Source organism: Candidatus Doudnabacteria bacterium (genome assembly GCA_037200925.1).
Classification (GTDB): Bacteria; Patescibacteriota; Doudnabacteria; order UBA920; family O2-02-FULL-48-8; genus JBDTSL01.
This window is the reverse complement of record JBBCGO010000001.1, coordinates 330,918-348,346: the sequence shown is the minus strand read 5'-3', so window position 1 is coordinate 348,346 and position 17,429 is coordinate 330,918. Positions and strand designations below refer to the sequence as shown.

The 17,429-nt window shown below is 47.8% G+C and carries 33 protein-coding genes; all 33 read left to right on the top strand.

Annotated elements, in window-relative coordinates; genetic code table 11:
• The first annotated feature begins 8 nt into the window (after positions 1–8).
• On the top strand, positions 9–464 hold the full coding sequence (locus WDN47_02055; protein ID MEJ0021347.1) for a DUF5818 domain-containing protein: 456 nt from the start codon (positions 9–11) through the stop codon (positions 462–464).
• A 3-nt stretch (positions 465–467) separates the two neighbouring features.
• Positions 468–791, top strand: a complete 324-nt coding sequence (gene rpsS, locus WDN47_02050; protein MEJ0021346.1) for a 30S ribosomal protein S19 — start codon at positions 468–470, stop codon at positions 789–791.
• Positions 792–818: 27 nt separating this feature from the next.
• On the top strand, positions 819–1,400 hold the full coding sequence (gene rplV, locus WDN47_02045) for a 50S ribosomal protein L22 (GenBank protein MEJ0021345.1): 582 nt from the start codon (positions 819–821) through the stop codon (positions 1,398–1,400).
• A 1-nt stretch (position 1,401) separates the two neighbouring features.
• Positions 1,402–2,064 (top strand): 30S ribosomal protein S3, encoded by a 663-nt coding sequence (gene rpsC, locus WDN47_02040; protein ID MEJ0021344.1) that lies wholly within the window; start codon positions 1,402–1,404, stop codon positions 2,062–2,064.
• Between the two features lie 3 nt (positions 2,065–2,067).
• Positions 2,068–2,481, top strand: coding sequence for a 50S ribosomal protein L16 (gene rplP, locus WDN47_02035; protein ID MEJ0021343.1), 414 nt, complete (start codon positions 2,068–2,070; stop codon positions 2,479–2,481).
• A 4-nt stretch (positions 2,482–2,485) separates the two neighbouring features.
• Entirely contained in the window at positions 2,486–2,668 is a 183-nt protein-coding gene (rpmC, locus tag WDN47_02030; GenBank protein MEJ0021342.1) for a 50S ribosomal protein L29, read from the top strand.
• Entirely contained in the window at positions 2,658–2,906 is a 249-nt protein-coding gene (gene rpsQ, locus WDN47_02025) for a 30S ribosomal protein S17 (protein ID MEJ0021341.1), read from the top strand. Before rpmC ends, rpsQ begins: the two co-directional genes overlap by 11 nt.
• Positions 2,907–2,918: 12 nt before the next feature.
• On the top strand, positions 2,919–3,290 hold the full coding sequence (rplN, locus tag WDN47_02020) for a 50S ribosomal protein L14 (GenBank protein ID MEJ0021340.1): 372 nt from the start codon (positions 2,919–2,921) through the stop codon (positions 3,288–3,290).
• On the top strand, positions 3,287–3,601 hold the full coding sequence (rplX, locus tag WDN47_02015; GenBank protein ID MEJ0021339.1) for a 50S ribosomal protein L24: 315 nt from the start codon (positions 3,287–3,289) through the stop codon (positions 3,599–3,601). The genes rplN and rplX overlap by 4 nt, the downstream gene beginning before the upstream one ends.
• A 4-nt stretch (positions 3,602–3,605) precedes the next feature.
• On the top strand, positions 3,606–4,145 hold the full coding sequence (rplE, locus tag WDN47_02010; GenBank protein ID MEJ0021338.1) for a 50S ribosomal protein L5: 540 nt from the start codon (positions 3,606–3,608) through the stop codon (positions 4,143–4,145).
• A 4-nt stretch (positions 4,146–4,149) separates the two neighbouring features.
• A complete protein-coding gene (locus tag WDN47_02005) occupies positions 4,150–4,344 on the top strand; it encodes a type Z 30S ribosomal protein S14 (protein ID MEJ0021337.1) in 195 nt (64 codons plus the stop codon).
• Between the two features lie 6 nt (positions 4,345–4,350).
• Positions 4,351–4,749, top strand: a complete 399-nt coding sequence (gene rpsH / locus WDN47_02000) for a 30S ribosomal protein S8 (protein ID MEJ0021336.1) — start codon at positions 4,351–4,353, stop codon at positions 4,747–4,749.
• Positions 4,750–4,891: 142 nt separating this feature from the next.
• Positions 4,892–5,446, top strand: coding sequence for a 50S ribosomal protein L6 (gene rplF / locus WDN47_01995; protein ID MEJ0021335.1), 555 nt, complete (start codon positions 4,892–4,894; stop codon positions 5,444–5,446).
• A 1-nt stretch (position 5,447) separates the two neighbouring features.
• Positions 5,448–5,792, top strand: a complete 345-nt coding sequence (gene rplR / locus WDN47_01990) for a 50S ribosomal protein L18 (GenBank protein MEJ0021334.1) — start codon at positions 5,448–5,450, stop codon at positions 5,790–5,792.
• A 1-nt stretch (position 5,793) separates the two neighbouring features.
• Positions 5,794–6,288, top strand: a complete 495-nt coding sequence (gene rpsE / locus WDN47_01985) for a 30S ribosomal protein S5 (protein ID MEJ0021333.1) — start codon at positions 5,794–5,796, stop codon at positions 6,286–6,288.
• 1 nt (position 6,289) lies between these two features.
• Positions 6,290–6,760, top strand: a complete 471-nt coding sequence (gene rplO, locus WDN47_01980; GenBank protein MEJ0021332.1) for a 50S ribosomal protein L15 — start codon at positions 6,290–6,292, stop codon at positions 6,758–6,760.
• Positions 6,761–6,762: 2 nt separating this feature from the next.
• Entirely contained in the window at positions 6,763–8,064 is a 1,302-nt protein-coding gene (secY, locus tag WDN47_01975) for a preprotein translocase subunit SecY (GenBank protein ID MEJ0021331.1), read from the top strand.
• A 19-nt stretch (positions 8,065–8,083) separates the two neighbouring features.
• A complete protein-coding gene (locus tag WDN47_01970; GenBank protein MEJ0021330.1) occupies positions 8,084–8,326 on the top strand; it encodes a hypothetical protein in 243 nt (80 codons plus the stop codon).
• Between the two features lie 59 nt (positions 8,327–8,385).
• Positions 8,386–8,961 (top strand): nucleoside monophosphate kinase, encoded by a 576-nt coding sequence (locus tag WDN47_01965; GenBank protein MEJ0021329.1) that lies wholly within the window; start codon positions 8,386–8,388, stop codon positions 8,959–8,961.
• Positions 8,958–9,542 carry a nucleoside monophosphate kinase gene (locus tag WDN47_01960; GenBank protein MEJ0021328.1) on the top strand — a complete coding sequence of 195 codons (585 nt, stop codon included), beginning with the start codon at positions 8,958–8,960 and terminating at the stop codon, positions 9,540–9,542. Before WDN47_01965 ends, WDN47_01960 begins: the two co-directional genes overlap by 4 nt.
• Positions 9,514–10,278 carry a type I methionyl aminopeptidase gene (gene map, locus WDN47_01955; GenBank protein ID MEJ0021327.1) on the top strand — a complete coding sequence of 255 codons (765 nt, stop codon included), beginning with the start codon at positions 9,514–9,516 and terminating at the stop codon, positions 10,276–10,278. The genes WDN47_01960 and map overlap by 29 nt, the downstream gene beginning before the upstream one ends.
• Before the next feature lie 74 nt (positions 10,279–10,352).
• Entirely contained in the window at positions 10,353–10,526 is a 174-nt protein-coding gene (locus tag WDN47_01950) for a hypothetical protein (GenBank protein ID MEJ0021326.1), read from the top strand.
• A complete protein-coding gene (locus WDN47_01945; GenBank protein MEJ0021325.1) occupies positions 10,516–11,622 on the top strand; it encodes a trypsin-like peptidase domain-containing protein in 1,107 nt (368 codons plus the stop codon). Before WDN47_01950 ends, WDN47_01945 begins: the two co-directional genes overlap by 11 nt.
• The gene (ruvX, locus tag WDN47_01940) at positions 11,622–12,026 is read left to right on the top strand and encodes a Holliday junction resolvase RuvX (protein ID MEJ0021324.1); all 405 of its coding nucleotides are present in this window, start codon (positions 11,622–11,624) and stop codon (positions 12,024–12,026) included. The genes WDN47_01945 and ruvX overlap by 1 nt, the downstream gene beginning before the upstream one ends.
• Positions 12,027–12,298: 272 nt before the next feature.
• A complete protein-coding gene (locus WDN47_01935) occupies positions 12,299–12,820 on the top strand; it encodes a PsbP-related protein (GenBank protein ID MEJ0021323.1) in 522 nt (173 codons plus the stop codon).
• A complete protein-coding gene (galT, locus tag WDN47_01930) occupies positions 12,813–13,805 on the top strand; it encodes a galactose-1-phosphate uridylyltransferase (GenBank protein MEJ0021322.1) in 993 nt (330 codons plus the stop codon). The genes WDN47_01935 and galT overlap by 8 nt, the downstream gene beginning before the upstream one ends.
• Positions 13,805–14,068 carry a triose-phosphate isomerase gene (locus WDN47_01925; protein MEJ0021321.1) on the top strand — a complete coding sequence of 88 codons (264 nt, stop codon included), beginning with the start codon at positions 13,805–13,807 and terminating at the stop codon, positions 14,066–14,068. Before galT ends, WDN47_01925 begins: the two co-directional genes overlap by 1 nt.
• Positions 14,052–14,582: a triose-phosphate isomerase gene (locus WDN47_01920; protein ID MEJ0021320.1), complete on the top strand. Its 531-nt coding sequence runs from the start codon at positions 14,052–14,054 to the stop codon at positions 14,580–14,582. Before WDN47_01925 ends, WDN47_01920 begins: the two co-directional genes overlap by 17 nt.
• Positions 14,579–15,028: an RpiB/LacA/LacB family sugar-phosphate isomerase gene (locus WDN47_01915; GenBank protein MEJ0021319.1), complete on the top strand. Its 450-nt coding sequence runs from the start codon at positions 14,579–14,581 to the stop codon at positions 15,026–15,028. Before WDN47_01920 ends, WDN47_01915 begins: the two co-directional genes overlap by 4 nt.
• Positions 15,025–15,681 carry a ribulose-phosphate 3-epimerase gene (locus WDN47_01910; GenBank protein MEJ0021318.1) on the top strand — a complete coding sequence of 219 codons (657 nt, stop codon included), beginning with the start codon at positions 15,025–15,027 and terminating at the stop codon, positions 15,679–15,681. The genes WDN47_01915 and WDN47_01910 overlap by 4 nt, the downstream gene beginning before the upstream one ends.
• On the top strand, positions 15,681–16,559 hold the full coding sequence (locus tag WDN47_01905) for a transketolase (GenBank protein MEJ0021317.1): 879 nt from the start codon (positions 15,681–15,683) through the stop codon (positions 16,557–16,559). Before WDN47_01910 ends, WDN47_01905 begins: the two co-directional genes overlap by 1 nt.
• Before the next feature lie 23 nt (positions 16,560–16,582).
• Entirely contained in the window at positions 16,583–16,825 is a 243-nt protein-coding gene (locus tag WDN47_01900) for a hypothetical protein (protein MEJ0021316.1), read from the top strand.
• A 192-nt stretch (positions 16,826–17,017) separates the two neighbouring features.
• Positions 17,018–17,401, top strand: coding sequence for a hypothetical protein (locus WDN47_01895; protein MEJ0021315.1), 384 nt, complete (start codon positions 17,018–17,020; stop codon positions 17,399–17,401).
• Positions 17,402–17,429: the final 28 nt, after the last annotated feature.

Sequence of the window (17,429 nt, the reverse complement as noted above, 5' to 3'; positions counted from 1 at the left end):
AGCATTACATGTCACGATCGCTGAAAAAATTAATTATCCTGATCCCGGCTATTATTTTAATAGCCGCAGCTTGCAACAAACAGGCACCTGTTGGGCCTGGAAATCAGCCAGGCAATGGAACTTCTTTCAGCGGGAAGTTAATAGCAGGTGGCGCTGAATGCCAATTGTTCCAAACCGATGACGGCAAACAATACACTTTGACAGGCAATCTTGCCGGATTCAAAACAGGTGATGCGGTGGATATTAAAGGTACTTTGCAAGAAATGAGCACTTGTCAGCAAGGAGAAGGAACCATTGCTGTTTCCACAATTACTCTTGCTGATCAAACACCAGTTGGTGCGGAAGCGCCAGCGCCGATCCCGTCACCCGGGCCATGTCCTGCCGGACAAGTGCCGATCGGAACAACCCAGAGTATCCCGGGACATATCATTTGCGGTCCTGATCCAAATAAATCTACTAATTAATATATGTCACGATCACTGAAAAAAGGACCATTTATAGATCCTAAACTTCTGGAGAAGATCCAGAAGGTTCGGCCTGGGCAGAAAGTTGAGATCAAGACCTGGTCGCGCGACTCCACTATTTTTCCCGAAATGGTAGGCCTGACTTTCCTTGTTCACAACGGCAAGAATTTTATAACCGTGCATTGTTCGGAAAACATGGTCGGGCACAAATTAGGCGAGTTTTCACCAAGCCGCAAATTCGTCAGACACGGCGGACGCATGGCCAAAGAAGAGGCGATTGCGGCCCAGGAAGCGGAAAAAACGGTCATTGGAAGCTGCAAAAGCTGAACCAGCTGCTGCTCCTAAGAAATAATTATGGCTAAACAAGATTTATCAAAAGTTAAAGAGGTCAAAGCATTCGCCAGATACATCCATGTGTCTCCGCGCAAGCTTCGACTTGTGGCGGACCTTATCCGAAGGACTCCTGTGGATGTGGCCTTAGAACAGCTCCGGTTTTCTTCCAAGAATGCCGCTTTGCCCCTGACCAAAGCCATCAATTCAGCTGTGGCCAATGCCGTGCATAATTTTGACCTGAAAAAAGAAAATTTATTCGTAAAAGCCGTGACCATAGACCAAGGCCCGGTATTCAAACGCTATGCACCCAGAGCCCAGGGCCGGGCATTTGTGGAGCGCAAGCGCACCAGCCATATCAATGTTGTTTTGGAATCCCGCGAGCGGGCCAAATCCAAGCAAACCCGGTCAATTTTCTCTTTGAGGCCAAGGGCCGCAGCGCCGGAAGTAAAAGAGCCGCACACAGGCCAGATAGAACAGCCTAAAGCCGGTGAAGTACAGGCTATAAAGACCAAGGCCAAACAGGCTCCGAGGCCTTCTGAAAAGCTCAAGCAGAATATAGTGTCTTTGAAGCGCCGGTTATTTAACAGAAAGAGCGGAGAATAATATGGGACAGAAAGTTAATGCCAACAGTTTAAGACTGAACATTACCGAAACTTGGAAATCCAAATGGCTGGCCAAGACCGGTTTTGCCGCGAAACTCCAGCAGGATACCCGGATCCGCGCTTTTCTGATGCAAGAATTGCGCCGCGCCGGTTTGGTCAGGATTGATATTGAGCGATTCGGCCAGAACCTGATCGTCACAGTGAAAACCACCAAGCCGGGCATGATCATCGGCAAAGGCGGGGCCGGCATTGAAGATCTGAAGAAAAAGATCCTGAAGAATCTGGAGCTGAAGAAATTGGACATGAAGATCAATATTGAAGAAGTCAAAGACATGAATCTGCAGGCCCAGGTTGTGGCGCAGAATATCGTGGACCAGATCGAAAAGCGCATCGCCTTCCGCCGCGCCATGAAAGGCGCGATAGAGCAGGTCATGGAAGCCGGGGCTTTGGGCGTTAAGATAGAATGCGCGGGAAGACTGGGCGGCGCGGAAATTGCCCGCAGTGAACGGTTGTTCAAAGGCAAATTGCCACTGCATACTTTGCGCGCCAATATTGATTTTGCCAGAGTTACGGCATTTACCACCTATGGCACCATAGGCGTGAAGGTTTGGATCAATAAAGGCGAAGTTTTTGACGGCAAGAAGCTTAAGCTGAAAGGCGAATAATTTATGCTGATCCCGAAAAAAGTTAAGCACAGAAAGCATCACAGAGGGCGCTCCTCCGGCAAATCCATGTCCGGCAACTTTGTGGCATTTGGAAGTTTTGGATTGAAAGCCATGGAAAACAGCTGGGTCACCAGCCGCCAGATAGAAGCGGCTAGGCGAGCCATGACCAGATATATTCAGCGCGGCGGCAAGATCTGGATCCGGATCTTTCCGGATAAACCCATTACTTCTCACGGCAACGAATCGCCCATGGGCGGCGGCAAAGGCGCGGTGGATCACTTTGTGGCGGTAGTGCAAAAAGGGCGCGTGATGTTCGAGATGGATGGGGTTACGTCAGATCAGGCGGCTGAAGCCATGCGGTTGGCCTCTCATAAATTGCCAATCAAGACTAAATTTGTATTAAGGAATCAGGCATAATCTTATGAAGATCAAGGAATTACAAGTAATGGGCCAGGCTGAATTGGTAAAAACGCTAGCCACCCTGCGGGAGCAGGTGCGGGACCTGTCTTTCAAGCTGCACTCGCGCGAAGTGAAGAATAACCATATGCTCAAAGCCGTAAAGCGCGACATTGCCCGAATTTTAACCTTAATGAATGCCAAATAATATGGATGCCATCAAGCGAAAATTAACGGGGATCGTGACCTCAAACAAGATGAACAAAACGGTGATCGTGAAAGTTGAGAGCGTGAAGGTCCACCCGAAATACCATAAACGCTACAAGGTCTTTAAGAAATTCCCGGCGCACGCGGAAGAGCAGTTTGCCATAGGCGATAAGGTTATAATTGAAGAGTCAAAGCCTTACAGCAAAACGGTCTTTTGGAAAGTATTAAGCAAAGTTTAATTATTTAGATCCATGATCCAGCTAAGAACCAGATTAAAAGTCGCGGACAATACAGGCGCTCGAGAGATCGCAGTGTTCGGCGTGTCCGGCAAAAACCACCGCCGCTGGGCAAGGCTAGGCGACGTGGTCGCAGCTTCGGTTAAGATCGCCAGCCCCAAAGGCCAGGTGAAAAAAGGCGACAAGGTTTATGCTGTTATCGTCCGCACGCATAAGGAAGTCCGGCGCGCTGACGGTTCTTACATCCGGTTTGACGATAATGCCGCAGTATTGGTGAATAAAGACAATCCGGAACCACGCGGCACGCGCATTTTCGGGCCTATTCCGCGCGAGCTTCGGGATCTCGGATTTACCAAGATCATTTCATTGGCAGAGGAAGTAATATGAAGAAGATGAGCATTAAAAAAGGCGATATGGTAAAAGTGCTGGCCGGCAAGGAAAGAGGCAAATCCGGCAAGGTTTTGGAAGTGTTCCCAAAGGACAAAAGAGTGTCTGTGGAAGGCTTGAATATCCACGTCCGGTTTTCCCGGCCGAAGAATCAGGGCGAGAAAGGCCAGCGTTTGGAATTGCCCGCCCCTTTGAATGTTTCCAAAGTCATGCTGATATGTCCGAATTGCGGCAAGCCGACCAGGATCGGCCATGAAATAACTGCGCAGGGAAATTTACGCAAATGCAAGCATTGCGGAAAAGCAATATAATCATATGAGTCTTAAGACTATTTACAAAGAAAAATCGGTGCCAACGTTGAAGCAAGCTTTCGGATTGACCAATCCTATGGCTGTACCCAAAGTTGAGAAAGTCGTGCTGAACGTGGGCGTGGGCAAGACCCTAAAAGACCCGAAGATGCTTGAGGCGATCATTGAGGATGTTAAGCGCATTGCGGGTCTGGCTCCGGTCAAAACGCTGGCTAAGAAATCCATAGCCGGATTTAAAATCCGCGAAAATCAGGTCGTCGGCCTGACTGTCACGCTTCGGGGCCGCCGGATGTATGATTTTTTGGAAAAGTTCGTAAATGTGGCGTTGCCCCGTGTGCGGGATTTTAGGGGCCTGAATCCGAAAAAATTCGACGGCCACGGGAATTACAATGTCGGGATCAAAGAACAGATCGTTTTTCCGGAAACCACGCGCGAGCATTTGGAATATGTTTTTGGCCTTGAGGTCAACATCCAAACTTCGACCAATGATGACAAGAAAGCACTGGAATTGTTAAAATCATTAGGATTCCCGTTTCAAAAGGACTAAATATATGGCTACAAAAGCACAGACAATCAGATCGTTCCGTTCCCGCACCAATGCGAAGTATTCGTCGCGGATCGTGCGGCGCTGCTGGCGCTGCGGCCGAAAGCACGGCTACATGCGCGATTTTGATATTTGCCGCATTTGTTTCCGCGAGCTGGCTTCAAACGGCGAGATCCCCGGCGTATTTAAGGCTTCCTGGTAAAAATATATGACAATGAGCGATACAATTTCCGACATGCTGACCCGCATCCGCAACGGCCTGATGGCAAAGAAATCAGACGTGGTTTTGCCGTATTCCAATTTCAAGCACAGTCTGGCGAAAGTTTTGCAGTCGGAAGGATATATCAAAAACGTGGAAGTGAAAGAAACCGAAGGGATAAAGAGTCTGTCGCTGGAACTAAAGTATGACAAGACAGGTACCCCGGTTATTTCCGGTATCAAGCGCGTGAGCAAGCCCGGCCAGCGGATCTACTCCACCCGGACTGAGATCCCCAAAGTCATGGGTGGCATCGGGACCACTATCGTTTCAACTTCAAAAGGATTAATGACAGACAAGGAAGCGCGGGCGAACAAAGTCGGCGGCGAGATTGTCTGCCAGATTTGGTGAGGCGCTCGGATGTTGCAAAAAAAAGACGGTCTAAATTATGCTAGTCGCAGTAATTTAGACCTAAGTCCTCGGCCTCGTTGCGACAAAGCAACTTCGGCCTCAGAATTCTTTTTTATTCAACATCCTCGCTAAAGCAATAATTATGAGCAGAATAGGCAAAAAACCAGTAGTCATTCCCGCAGGCGTCACTGTGGACATCAAAGATGAAACCCTCAGGGTCAAAGGACCAAAGGGCGAATTAATGCTGACCATTCACCCGAAAGTTTTGATTGAACACAAAGACACGGAGATAATTGTCACAGTTAAAAAACCGGATGAAAAATCCGAGCGCGCTTTGTGGGGGCTGTTCCGCTCACTGATAAATAACATGGTCACCGGCGTCACCACCGGTTTTACCAAAATTTTGGAGATCAACGGGGTCGGATACAAGGCCGCGATTTCAGGCAAAAAGTTAGTGCTTAATTTGGGCTATTCTCATCCTATCGAAATGGAAGTGCCAACAGGACTGGAAGCAAAAGTGGAAAAAAATATCATTACCATTACCGGCTCCGATCGCCAGGCAGTCGGCCAGTTTGCGGCTGTGGTGCGTTCGCAGCGGGAGCCGGAACCGTACAAAGGCAAAGGAATTAAATACAGCGATGAAGTTATCAGGCGCAAAGCGGGCAAGGTCGTCAAAGCCGTCGGCGGAGGCAAATAATATGAACTCCAGACGAACCCAGAGAAAACTAAGACAGCGCCGAGTTCGGGCAAAAGTTTCAGGCAGCGGAAGCAAACCGCGACTGAATGTTTTTCGCTCGTTGTCTCACATTTATGTACAGCTGATCGATGATGAAACAGGTAAGACCTTGGCCGCAGCAAGCAGCACTGAAGTAAAAATGAAAGGCAAGAAATCGGAAATTGCAGCGGCAGTCGGAAAATTGGCGGCAGAAAAAGCGCAAAAATTGGGAATTAAAAAAGTCGTGTTTGACCGCGGCGGATATCAGTACCATGGCCGCGTGAAAGAATTAGCAGAAGCGGCAAGAGCTTCCGGATTGGAGTTTTAATATGCGCAGACAATCAAGAGGCAGAAATCAGGATGCAGGCAAGCGCGATTTTGAACAAAAGATCGTGGAGATCAAGCGCGTCACGCGCGTGGTGGCAGGCGGTAAGCGCATGCGTTTTCGGGCGCTGGTCGTCATCGGAGATAAGAAAGGGCGCGTGGGTGTGGGCCTGCGGAAAGGAGCTGACGTGTCCGAAGCCGTGAACAAGTCAGTGGCGGCTGCCAAAAAAACCATGATCCCGATCAAGATCGTCAACGATACCATTCCGCATGAGATCAAGTTTAAATATAAATCATCCGTTGTATTCCTAAAGCCGGCCCAGCCCGGCACCGGAGTCATCGCCGGCGGAGCTATCCGCCAGGTGTTGGACCTTGTTGGTGTTAAGAATGTCCTGTCGAAAATGCTCGGGTCTTCAAACAAGGTCAATAACGCCATGGCCACTTATTTGGCTTTGTCCAAATTGCGTTCCAAGGAAGAAATGGCGGAACTAAGGAAGTAATATGCTTAATTTACACAGCTTAAAACCGCATAAAGGATCCACTAAACGCCGTAAAGTCGTAGGGAGAGGCGTTGGGTCTGGCCATGGCACTTTTTCCGGCCGCGGCGCCAAGGGCCAGAAAGCCCGCGCCGGCTCTTCAATTCCTATCGGATTTGAGGGCGGACGAATGCCGCTGCAGCGCCAGCTGCCGAAGCGGCGCGGCTTTACCAGCAGAAACACGAAAGCCACAATACTCAACCTGGATGATCTGAGTGATAAGTTCAAAGCCGGGGATACGGTTAATCCCAAAATTTTATATAATCTGGGCCTCATCAAATCAGGCAGTTCCAGGGTAAAAGTTTTGTCCTCCGGCGAGATCAAGAAAGCGCTTAATTTCGAAAAGATCGCGGTTTCGGCCGCTGCCCGCGAAAAAATTGAAAAGGCGGGCGGGAAGGTCATTCTTAAAACTGAAACCGAGAAGGCCGGTCAATAGTTATGGCTAATAGAATTTCACAAATTTGGAAAGTCAAAGACCTCAGGAACCGCATTATCATTGTGGCGCTGCTTTTGGTCGCCACCAGGGTTCTGGCACATATTCCCATCCCTGGGATCGATGTGACCAGTTTGCGGGCACTACTCAATAACAACCAGCTGCTGGGATTATTTGATATTTTTTCCGGCGGCGGTCTGCGTAATTTTTCTATCGTCATGCTTGGCATCGGGCCATACATTACCGCGTCCATCATTATCCAGCTTCTGACAATTATTATTCCCAGTCTTGGTGAATTGAGCAAAGAGGGCGGAGAGGCCGGCAGGATGAAGATCAACCAGTATATGCGCTACCTTACGGTTTTTTTAACCCCGATCCAGGGCTACGGCACGATACTTTTGCTGGCGCGCACCAGCAACATTGACATCACGTCCGGGTTCACGCCTTTCCAGTGGTTTGTGACCTTGCTGTCCATCACCACCGGCACCATGATCCTGCTCTGGCTGGGTGAGATCATTTCTGAATACAAGATCGGCAATGGCATATCCCTGATCATTTTTGCCGGCATTGTGGCCAGGCTGCCAACTGCCGCCCAGCAGGCTTACCTGAGTTTGACCAACTCGTCTTCGGTTCTAAGCCCTCAGAATTTGATAACTGCGCTTTCTTATCTGGCGGTCGCTGTCGTGGTCATCGGCGCGGTGGTTTTGATCACCGAGGCCCAGCGCAATATTCCCGTGTCTTATGCGAAAAGGATCCGCGGCAATAAAATGTACGGCGGAGTGAACACGCATTTGCCTCTGCGCGTCAACCAGGCAGGGGTCATTCCGATCATTTTTGCCATTTCCATCCTGCTGTTCCCGGGCCTGATCGCCAATTTTTTTGCCAACGCCAAGACCGTATTTATCGCGCACGCCGCGACTGCCATCAATAATTTTTTCCAAAATCCTACTTATCAGGGTATTGTTTACTTTATTTTGGTCGTGGCTTTCACTTACTTCTATACTGCCATCGTATTCAATCCCGAAGAAATTTCCGAAAATATCCAGAAGCAAGGCGGGTTTATCCCAGGCCTGCGGCCGGGATTGCAGACCGCCGAATTTTTGTATAAAGTTTTGAACCGCATTACTCTGGTCGGCGCGATTTTCTTAGGATTAGTGGCTGTGCTGCCGAACATTATCCAGGCTTTCACTCATACCCAATCGCTGACCTTGGGCGGCACTTCGCTTTTGATCGTGGTGTCCGTGGTCATTGAAGTTATGAAACAAGTCCAGTCGCAAATGGTCATGCGGGATTACGAAGATTTCTAGATTAGGAGGATGCGTGTCAATGGGATCAGAGCAAGTTCGGCCAAAAATTTCACGATGGTTGCGGGACCTGGCTCAGCAAATGCGGAACGGTCATGTGAACAACGTGCGTTATGCCGAGCCTTATGACCTTGCCGCGGGCGCGTTAGATGAAGGTGATCCTTTGCTGGCCAGAGAGATCATCGAAAGCCATCAGCTCTACACGACCAACGAGGACAAGAGGACGAAATACTTGAAGTGGATGCAGCATCTAGACCAGGCTTAAGAATCAATAATGATTCAAAAGCCGTTTTTTTTGTCCCGATTTTACGCTATAATATTGATATGAAACAAATCATTATTCTCATGGGTCCGCCTGGGAGCGGCAAGGGCACTCAAAGCAGACTTCTGATGGAAAAGCTCGGGTACGGCTATTTTAGTATGGGCGATACTTTCCGCGAAGCGGCAAAACAAGACAATGATCTGGGCCGCCTGATAAAAACCACAATTGACCAGGGCATGATCGTATCGGATGAACTGACAAAGCAAGTTTTCGATCAGGAGATCGAGAAGGTCATGGGTAAACCGGGCTTAATTTTGGACGGCTTTCCCAGAACGGCCGGACAAGTGGAGATGCTGAATTCGGTCTTAGCTAAGCATAATATAAGTGACCAGAGAATTTTTGTGCTTGATGTCGATAAGGTAAAATTGTTGACCCGGTTATCTTTACGGAGCGCTACGGAAGGCCGGGTTGATGACTCGGATATTGCCAGAGTTGAAAAACGCTTTGAAGAATATGAAAAAAAGACCGCCCAGATCCGCGATTACTATGAATCAAAAGAAATGCTGATCCATATAAACGGAGATCAGTCGATTGAAGGAGTCCAGCAGGAAATTTTAAGCCAACTGGGGATCTTATGAAACTCGGCTTTGATCTTATAATTCTCGGTTCCCCGGTTTCCGGTAAAGACACCCAAGCTGATTTATTGGCAAGTTATTATGAGTTCAAGCTTGTAAAATCCGGCGAGTATCTGCGAAAATTGAGGGAAAATCCGAGATATAAAAAAATTTTTTTGCAGACTTATGACAGGGGTCTTCCCGTGCCTTCAAAAATTATTGACGAATATATCAAAAGATCAGTCGAACGAGCCCCGAGAAGTAAAAACTTGTTGTTTGTCGGCACACCAAGACTGAAAAGCGAGGCTGTGTTGTTAAAAAAAATTCTGGACCGCAAGCACCGCGATTTTTTTGCGATCTACCTCCGCCTGCCTGATGCATTGGTAAAAAAACGTTCTTTTCACAGAGATAGAGAAAAAAAGGATTTAGACATGCAGTACATCCGATCCCGGATCAGTTACCATAAAAAACAGGTTATGGAAACGATCCGATATTTCCAGAAATTCCATAAAGTTAAATTCATCAATGGCAACCAAACTATCGTGAAAGTTGCCCTGGATGTTAAAAAGGCAATAGATGATTACTCAAGATCCAAAAGAGCTTGAAATTCTGCGCCAAGGAGGCAAGATCTTGGCCGCTGTTTTGGATCTGGTCGCAAAGCAAGTGAAACCGGGAGTCTCGGCTTTTGACCTGGACCAGCTGGCAGAATCGGAGATCAGGAAGCTCGGAGGGATTCCGTCGTTCAAAAATTACCGCCCGCAGCCGGGCGATACGCCTTTTCCTGCCAGCCTCTGCGTTTCCGTCAATGATGAGGTCGTGCACGGCATTCCTGGCAAAGATAAAATTATGCAGGACGGCGATATCGTCGGCCTGGATCTCGGAGTGCAATATCAAGGGTTGTTCACGGACGCCGCAATCACCGTACCTGTGGGTAAAGTTTCTGGAAAGTACCTGAAATTGATCGCAGCAGCTCAAGAAGCTTTGAAAGCCGGACTTATGCAGGTGAAACCGGATAATTATACAGGTGATGTCGGGTTTGCGATTGAATCGATAGCAAAAGACTACGGATTCCAGGTTGTCAGGGAGCTGGTGGGGCACGGAGTGGGAAAAGCCGTGCATGAAGAGCCGGAAGTTCCGTGTTTTGGCAAACACGGCACAGGAACTAAACTTATCAAAGGCATGGTGATCGCGGTAGAACCCATGGTCAATGAATTTGGCTGGAAGGTTTACTTTGCACAAGACAACTGGACCATTAAAACTTCTGATCATGGCCGATCATCCCACTTTGAACATACGGTTATGATAACCGATAACGGATGCGAGATCCTTACCTTGCAATGATTTTGAACTTGACGTGGAATATGTTATAATATACCAACCTGTAATACCTGATAGCCAAAATCGTTAATAGAAATATGACAAATTTACATAACGAAAAAAATCTCACCGAGGATCTGCGGGAAAACGCGGATAAGTCCAATTTTAAGCTGGTTTCTCTGGTTGTTTTGCTGAGTTTCCTGTTTGGCATAGCGGGTGCCGTGTTTGGTACGACCTTTCTTACTCACGCACGGCATATCTTTGGGTGTTAGCAGCACCGGCGCTGACATTAAGACAGTTTCAGTTAACGAGCAGTCGGGAATTGTGGATGTCGTGAAAAACTCCAGTCCGGCAGTGGTTTCCATCATTATTTCCAAAGACCTGAATAAGATCCCGGGATACTCGACTTCGCCCTATGATTTCGGGCCGTTTTCGTTTGACCCTTTTTTCCAGAACCGCAGTCAGAATCAGCAAAATAACAGCGCTACGCCGAATATTCAGCAGGTCGGCGGCGGGTCCGGGTTCATTATCTCTTCCGACGGGCTGATCATGACCAATAAGCACGTGGTCGACGATACAACCGCAACGTACACCGTTTTGACAAATGACGGCAAAAAATATGACGCCACCGTTTTGTCCCGGGACCCGGTCAATGACCTGGCTTTGGTAAAGATCACCGCCTCCAACTTACCGACCTTGGCATTGGGAGATTCTTCGAATCTGCAGATCGGCCAGACAGTCGTGGCGATCGGAAATTCTCTGGGCCAGTACAGCAACACAGTGACCAAAGGGATAGTGTCCGGCATCGGCCGGACGATCACGGCCGGAGATACGACCGGCAGCTCTGATTCTGAGCAGCTTGAAGGAGTCATCCAGACAGATGCTGCCATCAATCCCGGCAACTCCGGCGGTCCGCTTCTGGATATCGGCGGCTCTGTCATCGGCATCAATACCGCCATTGATTCCCAAGGACAGCTCATCGGATTTGCAATCCCGGTCAATGACATTAAGAAGGATATAGACAGCTTCAAAAAATTCGGACGAATCGTCAAGCCTTTCCTCGGTGTGCGCTACGTTTTGGTCAATCAGAGCATCCAGCAGGAAAATAATTTAAGCGTTGATCATGGGGCCTTGATCGTTTCCGGCGATGCTTCATCAGCTCCGGCAGTTGTGGCCGGGTCTGCGGCTGATAAGGCCGGACTTAAAGAGAATGACATTATTTTACAGATCAACGGGCACACCATCGATCAGGATCATAGCCTGGCCTCGTATCTGAAAGACTTTAATCCGGGCGATATCGTCAAAATGTCCGTGCTAAGCGGGGGCAAGACCAAAGATGTTACCGTAACTTTGGGTGAAAGCAAATAATGCGCATACTGGCCCTGGATTGGGGCTCGGTCCGGGTAGGAGCTGCCATAGCCGACAGTGCCACGAAAATCGCATTTCCCTTAAAACAGCCTTTTGAAAGCAAAAAAGCCGTTCTAGAAATAAAAAGAATAATCCAAGAGCAGGAAATCGGGTTAATTTTACTCGGCCTGCCAACGGATCTTTCCGGGAAGGAGGGCAAATCAGCTGAAAAACTCAAAATATTTGCGGATAATTTATTCCGGTCCGTGAAAGTTCCGATCAAACTGGTTGACGAACGGTTTAGTTCAGTTCAGGCGGGAAAGCTGTTAAAGGATCAGGGGATGAGGGTACGCCAGCAACGGGCCATAAAAGACAATATCGCAGCACAGATCATGCTGCAGCAATACCTGGACACAAAAAAATAATTAAAATTAATAAAAAAATTAATCCGCCTACGCATAAAGCTACGGCGGGCAAGGGAAAAAGATGGCAAAAAGAAAAACGTGGGTTGATCAATTGGTCGCGCAGCGGTATTTTGTTTGGGCAGTCGTGTTTGCGATTATTGTAGGTGCGGGGACTATTGGCGCAGATTTCAATCGCAAAGCTAGAGCTGGACACAGATGGGGTCTCAAATTCTTTTTTGACGGTACCGCACAGCACTAATACGAACAATCAACATAGGACAAAATAAGATTGCATGGCCAAAACGAAATTAAGCAAAATACATAAAATTGTAATCCATCCTAATCGATGGCTGATATGGACGATCGCCTACGCCGTGATCGTCACGGTCGCACTGGTCGGATATATCAAAGTTACGGATGTAAGTTTTGAAGCCCAGGTTGCGGAAAATACATTTTATCCGTGGCACAACTACAAAGATTCCCGTCTGGGCTTTGACGTGCGTTACCCTGCGGATTGGTCCATTGAAGCTGATAGTAATTCCGCGATCACTTTTGTGCCGAGCACTAATTCGGATGAGGGGGTTACTGTCGAGGTCACCAGCCCTGATTCAGAAAAAGCCATCCGCAAAACCCTGAAAATTTCGAGCGAGGTCAGCACTCAGCTTGACGATATGCCGGCGCAGAAAATCGCCAATGATCTAGGCATGGGTCATTCAGAAACGGTAATTTTGGCTTTGCACGGAAATAAATTGTACGTTATCCGCGGCACGGATGCCTTTGTCCGGCAGTTACAATTAACATTCCATTTTGAGTGAGTTCCGACAAGACATAGTCTCCAAACACTGGGTGCTTTTTGCGCCGAACAGGTCCACGCGCCCTGAGGATTTTAAGCATCCTCCGGCTTTTCCGGCAACTTTACCTGAGCACGACAAAACTTGCCCGTTTTGTCCCGGGCAGGAAAATTTGAATCAGGAAATTTTATCACGGCCGGTCGGAAAAAATTGGCAAGTCCGCGTAATACCCAATAAGTTTGAAGCATTAGGCCATTTTGGCGGCCGCGAACGGCACGATTTTTATCGCGTACGCGAAGGGATCGGGGATCATGAGGTCATCATCACCAGGCCGCACAATGTCCTGACGGGTTTTTTGCCTGACAAACTTTTGAATTTATGCCTTGAAGTCTACCAGAGCCGGATGCTTACGCTGTCTGATCATCCTGAGGTCCAGTATGTCCATATCCTGCAAAATCACGGACATGAGGGCGGTGCGTCAGTCATTCATCCCCATTCTCAGATCTTTGCCACGCCGTTCGTCCCGGAGCATCTGCATGACGAGGTCTTAAGCAGCCATCATTTTTTTATGGCAACAGGCGCCTGTATTTTTTGCGAGTTGATCCTTAAAGAATTATCCGAGCCGACAAGATTGGTTTTGGATGACGAGGATTTTTTGGTGCTTTCTCCTTTTGCGGCCAGAGTTCCATATGCCCTGCGGATCCTTCCGAAAACCCACCAGGCGAATTTTTTTGAAATGACCGACAGTCAGCGCAGCTCCTTGACGCGCGTGCTCAAAATCGTTTTGCAAAAGATCTATTATAAACTTTTTGATCCGGCTTACAATTATTACATCCACACCCTGCCCGTATCGCATTCGCCGCGGACGCAGTATGACGTGCGCAGCTACCATTGGCACCTGGAGATCATGCCGCGCCTGAATGTCTGGGGTGGGTTTGAATTGGGTTCTGACGTTTATGTGAATACCGTGATGCCGGAAGCGGCGGCCGACCTTTACAGACAGCCCTAATGAAAAAACTTATTGTCGCAAACTGGAAAATGAATCCTCAGGCTGTGGACGAAGCAAAGCGCTTGGCAGCCGCCATTGAACATCACAGCCGATCGATCGCGGCTCATACCGAGGTCGTGGTCTGTCCGCCGTTCGTTTATTTGCCGGCGCTCATGCATTATACGGACGGCGTGCAGTTGGGCGCGCAAAATATGAGCTGGGCGGACGGGGGGGGCGCTGACCGGCGAGATTTCGCCTGTCCAGCTTTTGCAATGGAATGTTAAATACGTTATTTTGGGCCATTCAGAAAGAAGATTATCTCTAGGCGAGACTGACTCAGTTGTGAATGCCAAGATCATCGCCGCTCTAAAACATAAGATCACGCCTATTGTCTGTTTGGGCGGGGAAGAGGGCGCGGTCAAGACGGAAATGAAAAATCTGGTTACCAGACAGTTTGCGGAAGTTACAAAGGACCTGGACAAGAAGCAATTGGAGAAGATCGTTTACGTTTATGAACCAATCTGGGCTATTTCGACCATGAAAAGATCCGAACCTGCAACAGGTGAGCATGCCAGTGAGCTGATAGAACATATTTTTCAGCTTTTGGAGCATCGGATCGGCAAGGCCGCCAGAAATCTGAGGGTTTTATACGGCGGGACGGTGAACAAGAATAACGTTCAGGAGTATGCCAAATATCCGATCATTGACGGCGCACTGGTCGGCGCAGCCAGCCTGGATACGGAGAATTTTTGGCAGGTAATTAAAGAATTTAACAGGGAAGCAATACATCGAATATGAAAGTATACTTAGGCGCTGATCACGGCGGGTATAAATTGAAGGAAGAGATAAAAAACTGGCTCAAAGAGTGGGGTATTGATTTTGAGGATCTGGGAGCAAAAAAATTTGATTCAGAAGATGATTATCCGGATTTTGCTTGGCCGGTCGGGGTCAGAGTCGGTTCGGAACTGGATTCGTTCGGGATCTTGGTTTGCAGGTCAGGGCAAGGCGAGTGCATTGTGGCGAACAAAGCCAAAGGGGCGAGAGCGGCTCTGGCTTGGAATGAAAAAACCGCACACGCCGCGCGCAATGATGATGACGCCAATATCCTTTGTCTGGCAGCCGATTACACGACCCTGGATGAGGCGAAAAAGATCGTGCATACTTTTTTGACGACTCCATTTGCCGACGAAGAACGATTTAACAGGCGGGTGAATAAAGTAAAAAAAATAGATATAAATCTGTGACCGAAATTTCTCCGGCAATTCTGACCAATGATATCTCGGATTTCCGCTTAAGGTACGGGCGGCTTTTTGCGTTGAGCCAATATTTTACTAAGTTGCATATTGATTTCATTGACGACAAGTTCATTCACAATAAGACCGTGATGCCCGCTGATCTGGGTTTTTTAAAATCCTCGCCGTTTCTTCTGATGGCGCATTTTATGACGCTGACCCCGGAAATATATTTTGAGGATGCAAAAAATGCGGGATTCAAATGGGTTTTATTCCATCTGGAAGCGTTTAACCATGATTCAGAGATCCAGCCGGTGATCGAGAGGGCAAAAAGTCTGGGACTAAAGCCAGGACTAGTGATAAACCCCGCAACACCGCTTCATCTGGCCGGAAAATTTTTGAAGGAAGTTGATATTATCCAGCTTATGGGTATCCAGCCGGGTTTTCAGGGCCGACCGTTTATGGTTTCCACAATCGCAAAGATCGTTGAATTGCGAAGCTTAAGCAAAAGTGTCACAATTTGCGTGGATGGAGGCGTGAAAGTCGGCATTGCCCGGCAGTGTGCCAAGGCAGGCGCTGACATCTTGGTAGCCGGGTCGGCGATCTTGCGCTCAGAAGACGAAGAATTGGCAATTGAAGCGCTTAAAGTAGATATTGAAAGTTAATGACTATCAAAGAACTCGAACAAAAAGCAAACGATATCCGACAAGATATTATTAAAATGCTAGTCGCTGCCAAATCGGGCCACTCGGCCGGGCCTTTGGGCATGGCCGATGTATTTACAGCGCTATATTTTGGCGGGATCTTGAACGTTGATCCGAAAAATCCTGAACTTCCCACCCGCGACAGATTTGTTTTATCATGCGGACACATTTGCCCCGTGTGGTATGCAGCTTTGGCAGAAGCCGGATTTATCCCAATGGCTGAACTGGCAACCTTACGCAAATTGGGAACCAGACTGCAGGGACACCCTCATCACGAAGGTTTGCCAGGAGCTGAAAATACTTCCGGCCCCTTAGGCCAAGGGCTTTCGCAAGCCGCGGGCATGGCCTATGCGGGTTTGAAAATGAAAAAAGAACCTTGGCGCGTGTATTGCGTCATGAGCGACGGTGAGCAGGAAGAAGGCCAGATCTGGGAAGCGGCGATGTTCGCGGGAAAAAATAAACTGCGGAATCTGACCGGAATTATTGACCGGAATAACATTCAGATCGACGGCTACACGGAAGACATCATGCCGCTGGAACCTTTCATTGATAAATGGAAAGCATTCGGCTGGCATGTTCTGGAAATTGACGGACACAATATGCAAGAAATAATCGATGCCTGCAATCAGGCCAAGGCAATTGCCGAAAAACCGACTGTGATAATCTGCCATACGATCCCGGGCAAAGGCGTGGATTATATGGAATACCGCTTTGAATGGCATGGCAATCCGCCGGGCACGATTGAGCCGTCCGGATCGCCTCCTAAGGACCAGCAGGCCGCGATCGCATTGAAAGAATTAAGAACTCTGGGAGGGAAGATTGCGAGCGAACATGAGTAAATCAATCTCGCTGAGGCAATAATATGGACAGAGAAATGAATCTGTATGAATATGAGCCATACAGCAGATTAGCAGACCTCAAAGAACAGTATGTAGATATCAAAAAAAAGGAAGCATCTCTTCGAGAAGACAGGAATGGAGTTGATGCGGAAAAAATGGAACGTTTGGCCAAAGAAATTGCTGCAGAGATTCTAAAGTCTGATCCTGAATTTTTGAAAGATTTTGACCTAAAATCAGGGCAGGAGATCAAGAATAAACTTAATTAATGAACCTATTTTGCGAGCGAGCATGAATAAAAATATTATTATCATCGTTTTAGCTTTATTATTGTTAGCTTCTCTAATTTTTTCTGGTGTTCTTCTTTGGAAATATGAACCTAAAAAAAGTAATTATAACCCTCCGATCGGGGGCTGCAGACCTCTGGGCGGACGCATGATCTGTTATTAAATCACATGAATATGAATAAAGAACCCAATTATTTGGGAGCAAGAGAATCAGATACTTTTCAAGAAAAACATCGTCAGCTGATAGGCATGTTGAGCGAAAAGATAGATGCGTTGGCGCAGGCGGCTGCAAGCCAAGATGAATCTTTGGCTGAAAAACGTTTGGCCGAATATAAAGCCCTTAAAACTGAGATGATTTTTGCAAACCCCGGTTGGCCGATTAGTGAAGAGGATAAAATGCTTGCGGACAAAGCCGAAGCTCTGACATATAAACTGCATCCAAAAAACCTTACGACTGAGCCTATGTCCCTAAGTGAATTGAAAAGTGTCGTTCAAGAAGATATTGATAAAAAAGTTGAAGATGAGAATCGCCGGTTGAATACTAAAAAATTGGATTGATTACCGATTATTTACATGAATGATCCGG

What these genes read in the sequence shown, in the direction of transcription:
- rpmC (MEJ0021342.1), top strand. Translation starts at nt 2,486, where the DNA reads ATGAAGATCAAGGAATTACAAGTAATGGGCCAGGCTGAATTGGTAAAA.
- WDN47_01950 (MEJ0021326.1), top strand. Translation starts at nt 10,353, where the DNA reads ATGACAAATTTACATAACGAAAAAAATCTCACCGAGGATCTGCGGGAA.
- rpsS (MEJ0021346.1), top strand. Translation starts at nt 468, where the DNA reads ATGTCACGATCACTGAAAAAAGGACCATTTATAGATCCTAAACTTCTG.
- WDN47_01915 (MEJ0021319.1), top strand. Translation starts at nt 14,579, where the DNA reads ATGAAAGTATACTTAGGCGCTGATCACGGCGGGTATAAATTGAAGGAA.
- rplE (MEJ0021338.1), top strand. Translation starts at nt 3,606, where the DNA reads ATGAGTCTTAAGACTATTTACAAAGAAAAATCGGTGCCAACGTTGAAG.
- ruvX (MEJ0021324.1), top strand. Translation starts at nt 11,622, where the DNA reads ATGCGCATACTGGCCCTGGATTGGGGCTCGGTCCGGGTAGGAGCTGCC.
- WDN47_01895 (MEJ0021315.1), top strand. Translation starts at nt 17,018, where the DNA reads ATGAATAAAGAACCCAATTATTTGGGAGCAAGAGAATCAGATACTTTT.
- map (MEJ0021327.1), top strand. Translation starts at nt 9,514, where the DNA reads ATGATTACTCAAGATCCAAAAGAGCTTGAAATTCTGCGCCAAGGAGGC.
- WDN47_01935 (MEJ0021323.1), top strand. Translation starts at nt 12,299, where the DNA reads ATGGCCAAAACGAAATTAAGCAAAATACATAAAATTGTAATCCATCCT.
- rplR (MEJ0021334.1), top strand. Translation starts at nt 5,448, where the DNA reads ATGAACTCCAGACGAACCCAGAGAAAACTAAGACAGCGCCGAGTTCGG.
- rplP (MEJ0021343.1), top strand. Translation starts at nt 2,068, where the DNA reads ATGCTGATCCCGAAAAAAGTTAAGCACAGAAAGCATCACAGAGGGCGC.
- rplX (MEJ0021339.1), top strand. Translation starts at nt 3,287, where the DNA reads ATGAAGAAGATGAGCATTAAAAAAGGCGATATGGTAAAAGTGCTGGCC.
- WDN47_01970 (MEJ0021330.1), top strand. Translation starts at nt 8,084, where the DNA reads ATGGGATCAGAGCAAGTTCGGCCAAAAATTTCACGATGGTTGCGGGAC.
- WDN47_02005 (MEJ0021337.1), top strand. Translation starts at nt 4,150, where the DNA reads ATGGCTACAAAAGCACAGACAATCAGATCGTTCCGTTCCCGCACCAAT.
- rplN (MEJ0021340.1), top strand. Translation starts at nt 2,919, where the DNA reads ATGATCCAGCTAAGAACCAGATTAAAAGTCGCGGACAATACAGGCGCT.
- rpsH (MEJ0021336.1), top strand. Translation starts at nt 4,351, where the DNA reads ATGACAATGAGCGATACAATTTCCGACATGCTGACCCGCATCCGCAAC.
- rplV (MEJ0021345.1), top strand. Translation starts at nt 819, where the DNA reads ATGGCTAAACAAGATTTATCAAAAGTTAAAGAGGTCAAAGCATTCGCC.
- rpsQ (MEJ0021341.1), top strand. Translation starts at nt 2,658, where the DNA reads ATGCCAAATAATATGGATGCCATCAAGCGAAAATTAACGGGGATCGTG.
- rplF (MEJ0021335.1), top strand. Translation starts at nt 4,892, where the DNA reads ATGAGCAGAATAGGCAAAAAACCAGTAGTCATTCCCGCAGGCGTCACT.
- WDN47_01925 (MEJ0021321.1), top strand. Translation starts at nt 13,805, where the DNA reads ATGAAAAAACTTATTGTCGCAAACTGGAAAATGAATCCTCAGGCTGTG.
- WDN47_01960 (MEJ0021328.1), top strand. Translation starts at nt 8,958, where the DNA reads ATGAAACTCGGCTTTGATCTTATAATTCTCGGTTCCCCGGTTTCCGGT.
- WDN47_01905 (MEJ0021317.1), top strand. Translation starts at nt 15,681, where the DNA reads ATGACTATCAAAGAACTCGAACAAAAAGCAAACGATATCCGACAAGAT.
- rpsE (MEJ0021333.1), top strand. Translation starts at nt 5,794, where the DNA reads ATGCGCAGACAATCAAGAGGCAGAAATCAGGATGCAGGCAAGCGCGAT.
- WDN47_01965 (MEJ0021329.1), top strand. Translation starts at nt 8,386, where the DNA reads ATGAAACAAATCATTATTCTCATGGGTCCGCCTGGGAGCGGCAAGGGC.
- WDN47_02055 (MEJ0021347.1), top strand. Translation starts at nt 9, where the DNA reads ATGTCACGATCGCTGAAAAAATTAATTATCCTGATCCCGGCTATTATT.
- secY (MEJ0021331.1), top strand. Translation starts at nt 6,763, where the DNA reads ATGGCTAATAGAATTTCACAAATTTGGAAAGTCAAAGACCTCAGGAAC.
- WDN47_01900 (MEJ0021316.1), top strand. Translation starts at nt 16,583, where the DNA reads ATGGACAGAGAAATGAATCTGTATGAATATGAGCCATACAGCAGATTA.
- rpsC (MEJ0021344.1), top strand. Translation starts at nt 1,402, where the DNA reads ATGGGACAGAAAGTTAATGCCAACAGTTTAAGACTGAACATTACCGAA.
- rplO (MEJ0021332.1), top strand. Translation starts at nt 6,290, where the DNA reads ATGCTTAATTTACACAGCTTAAAACCGCATAAAGGATCCACTAAACGC.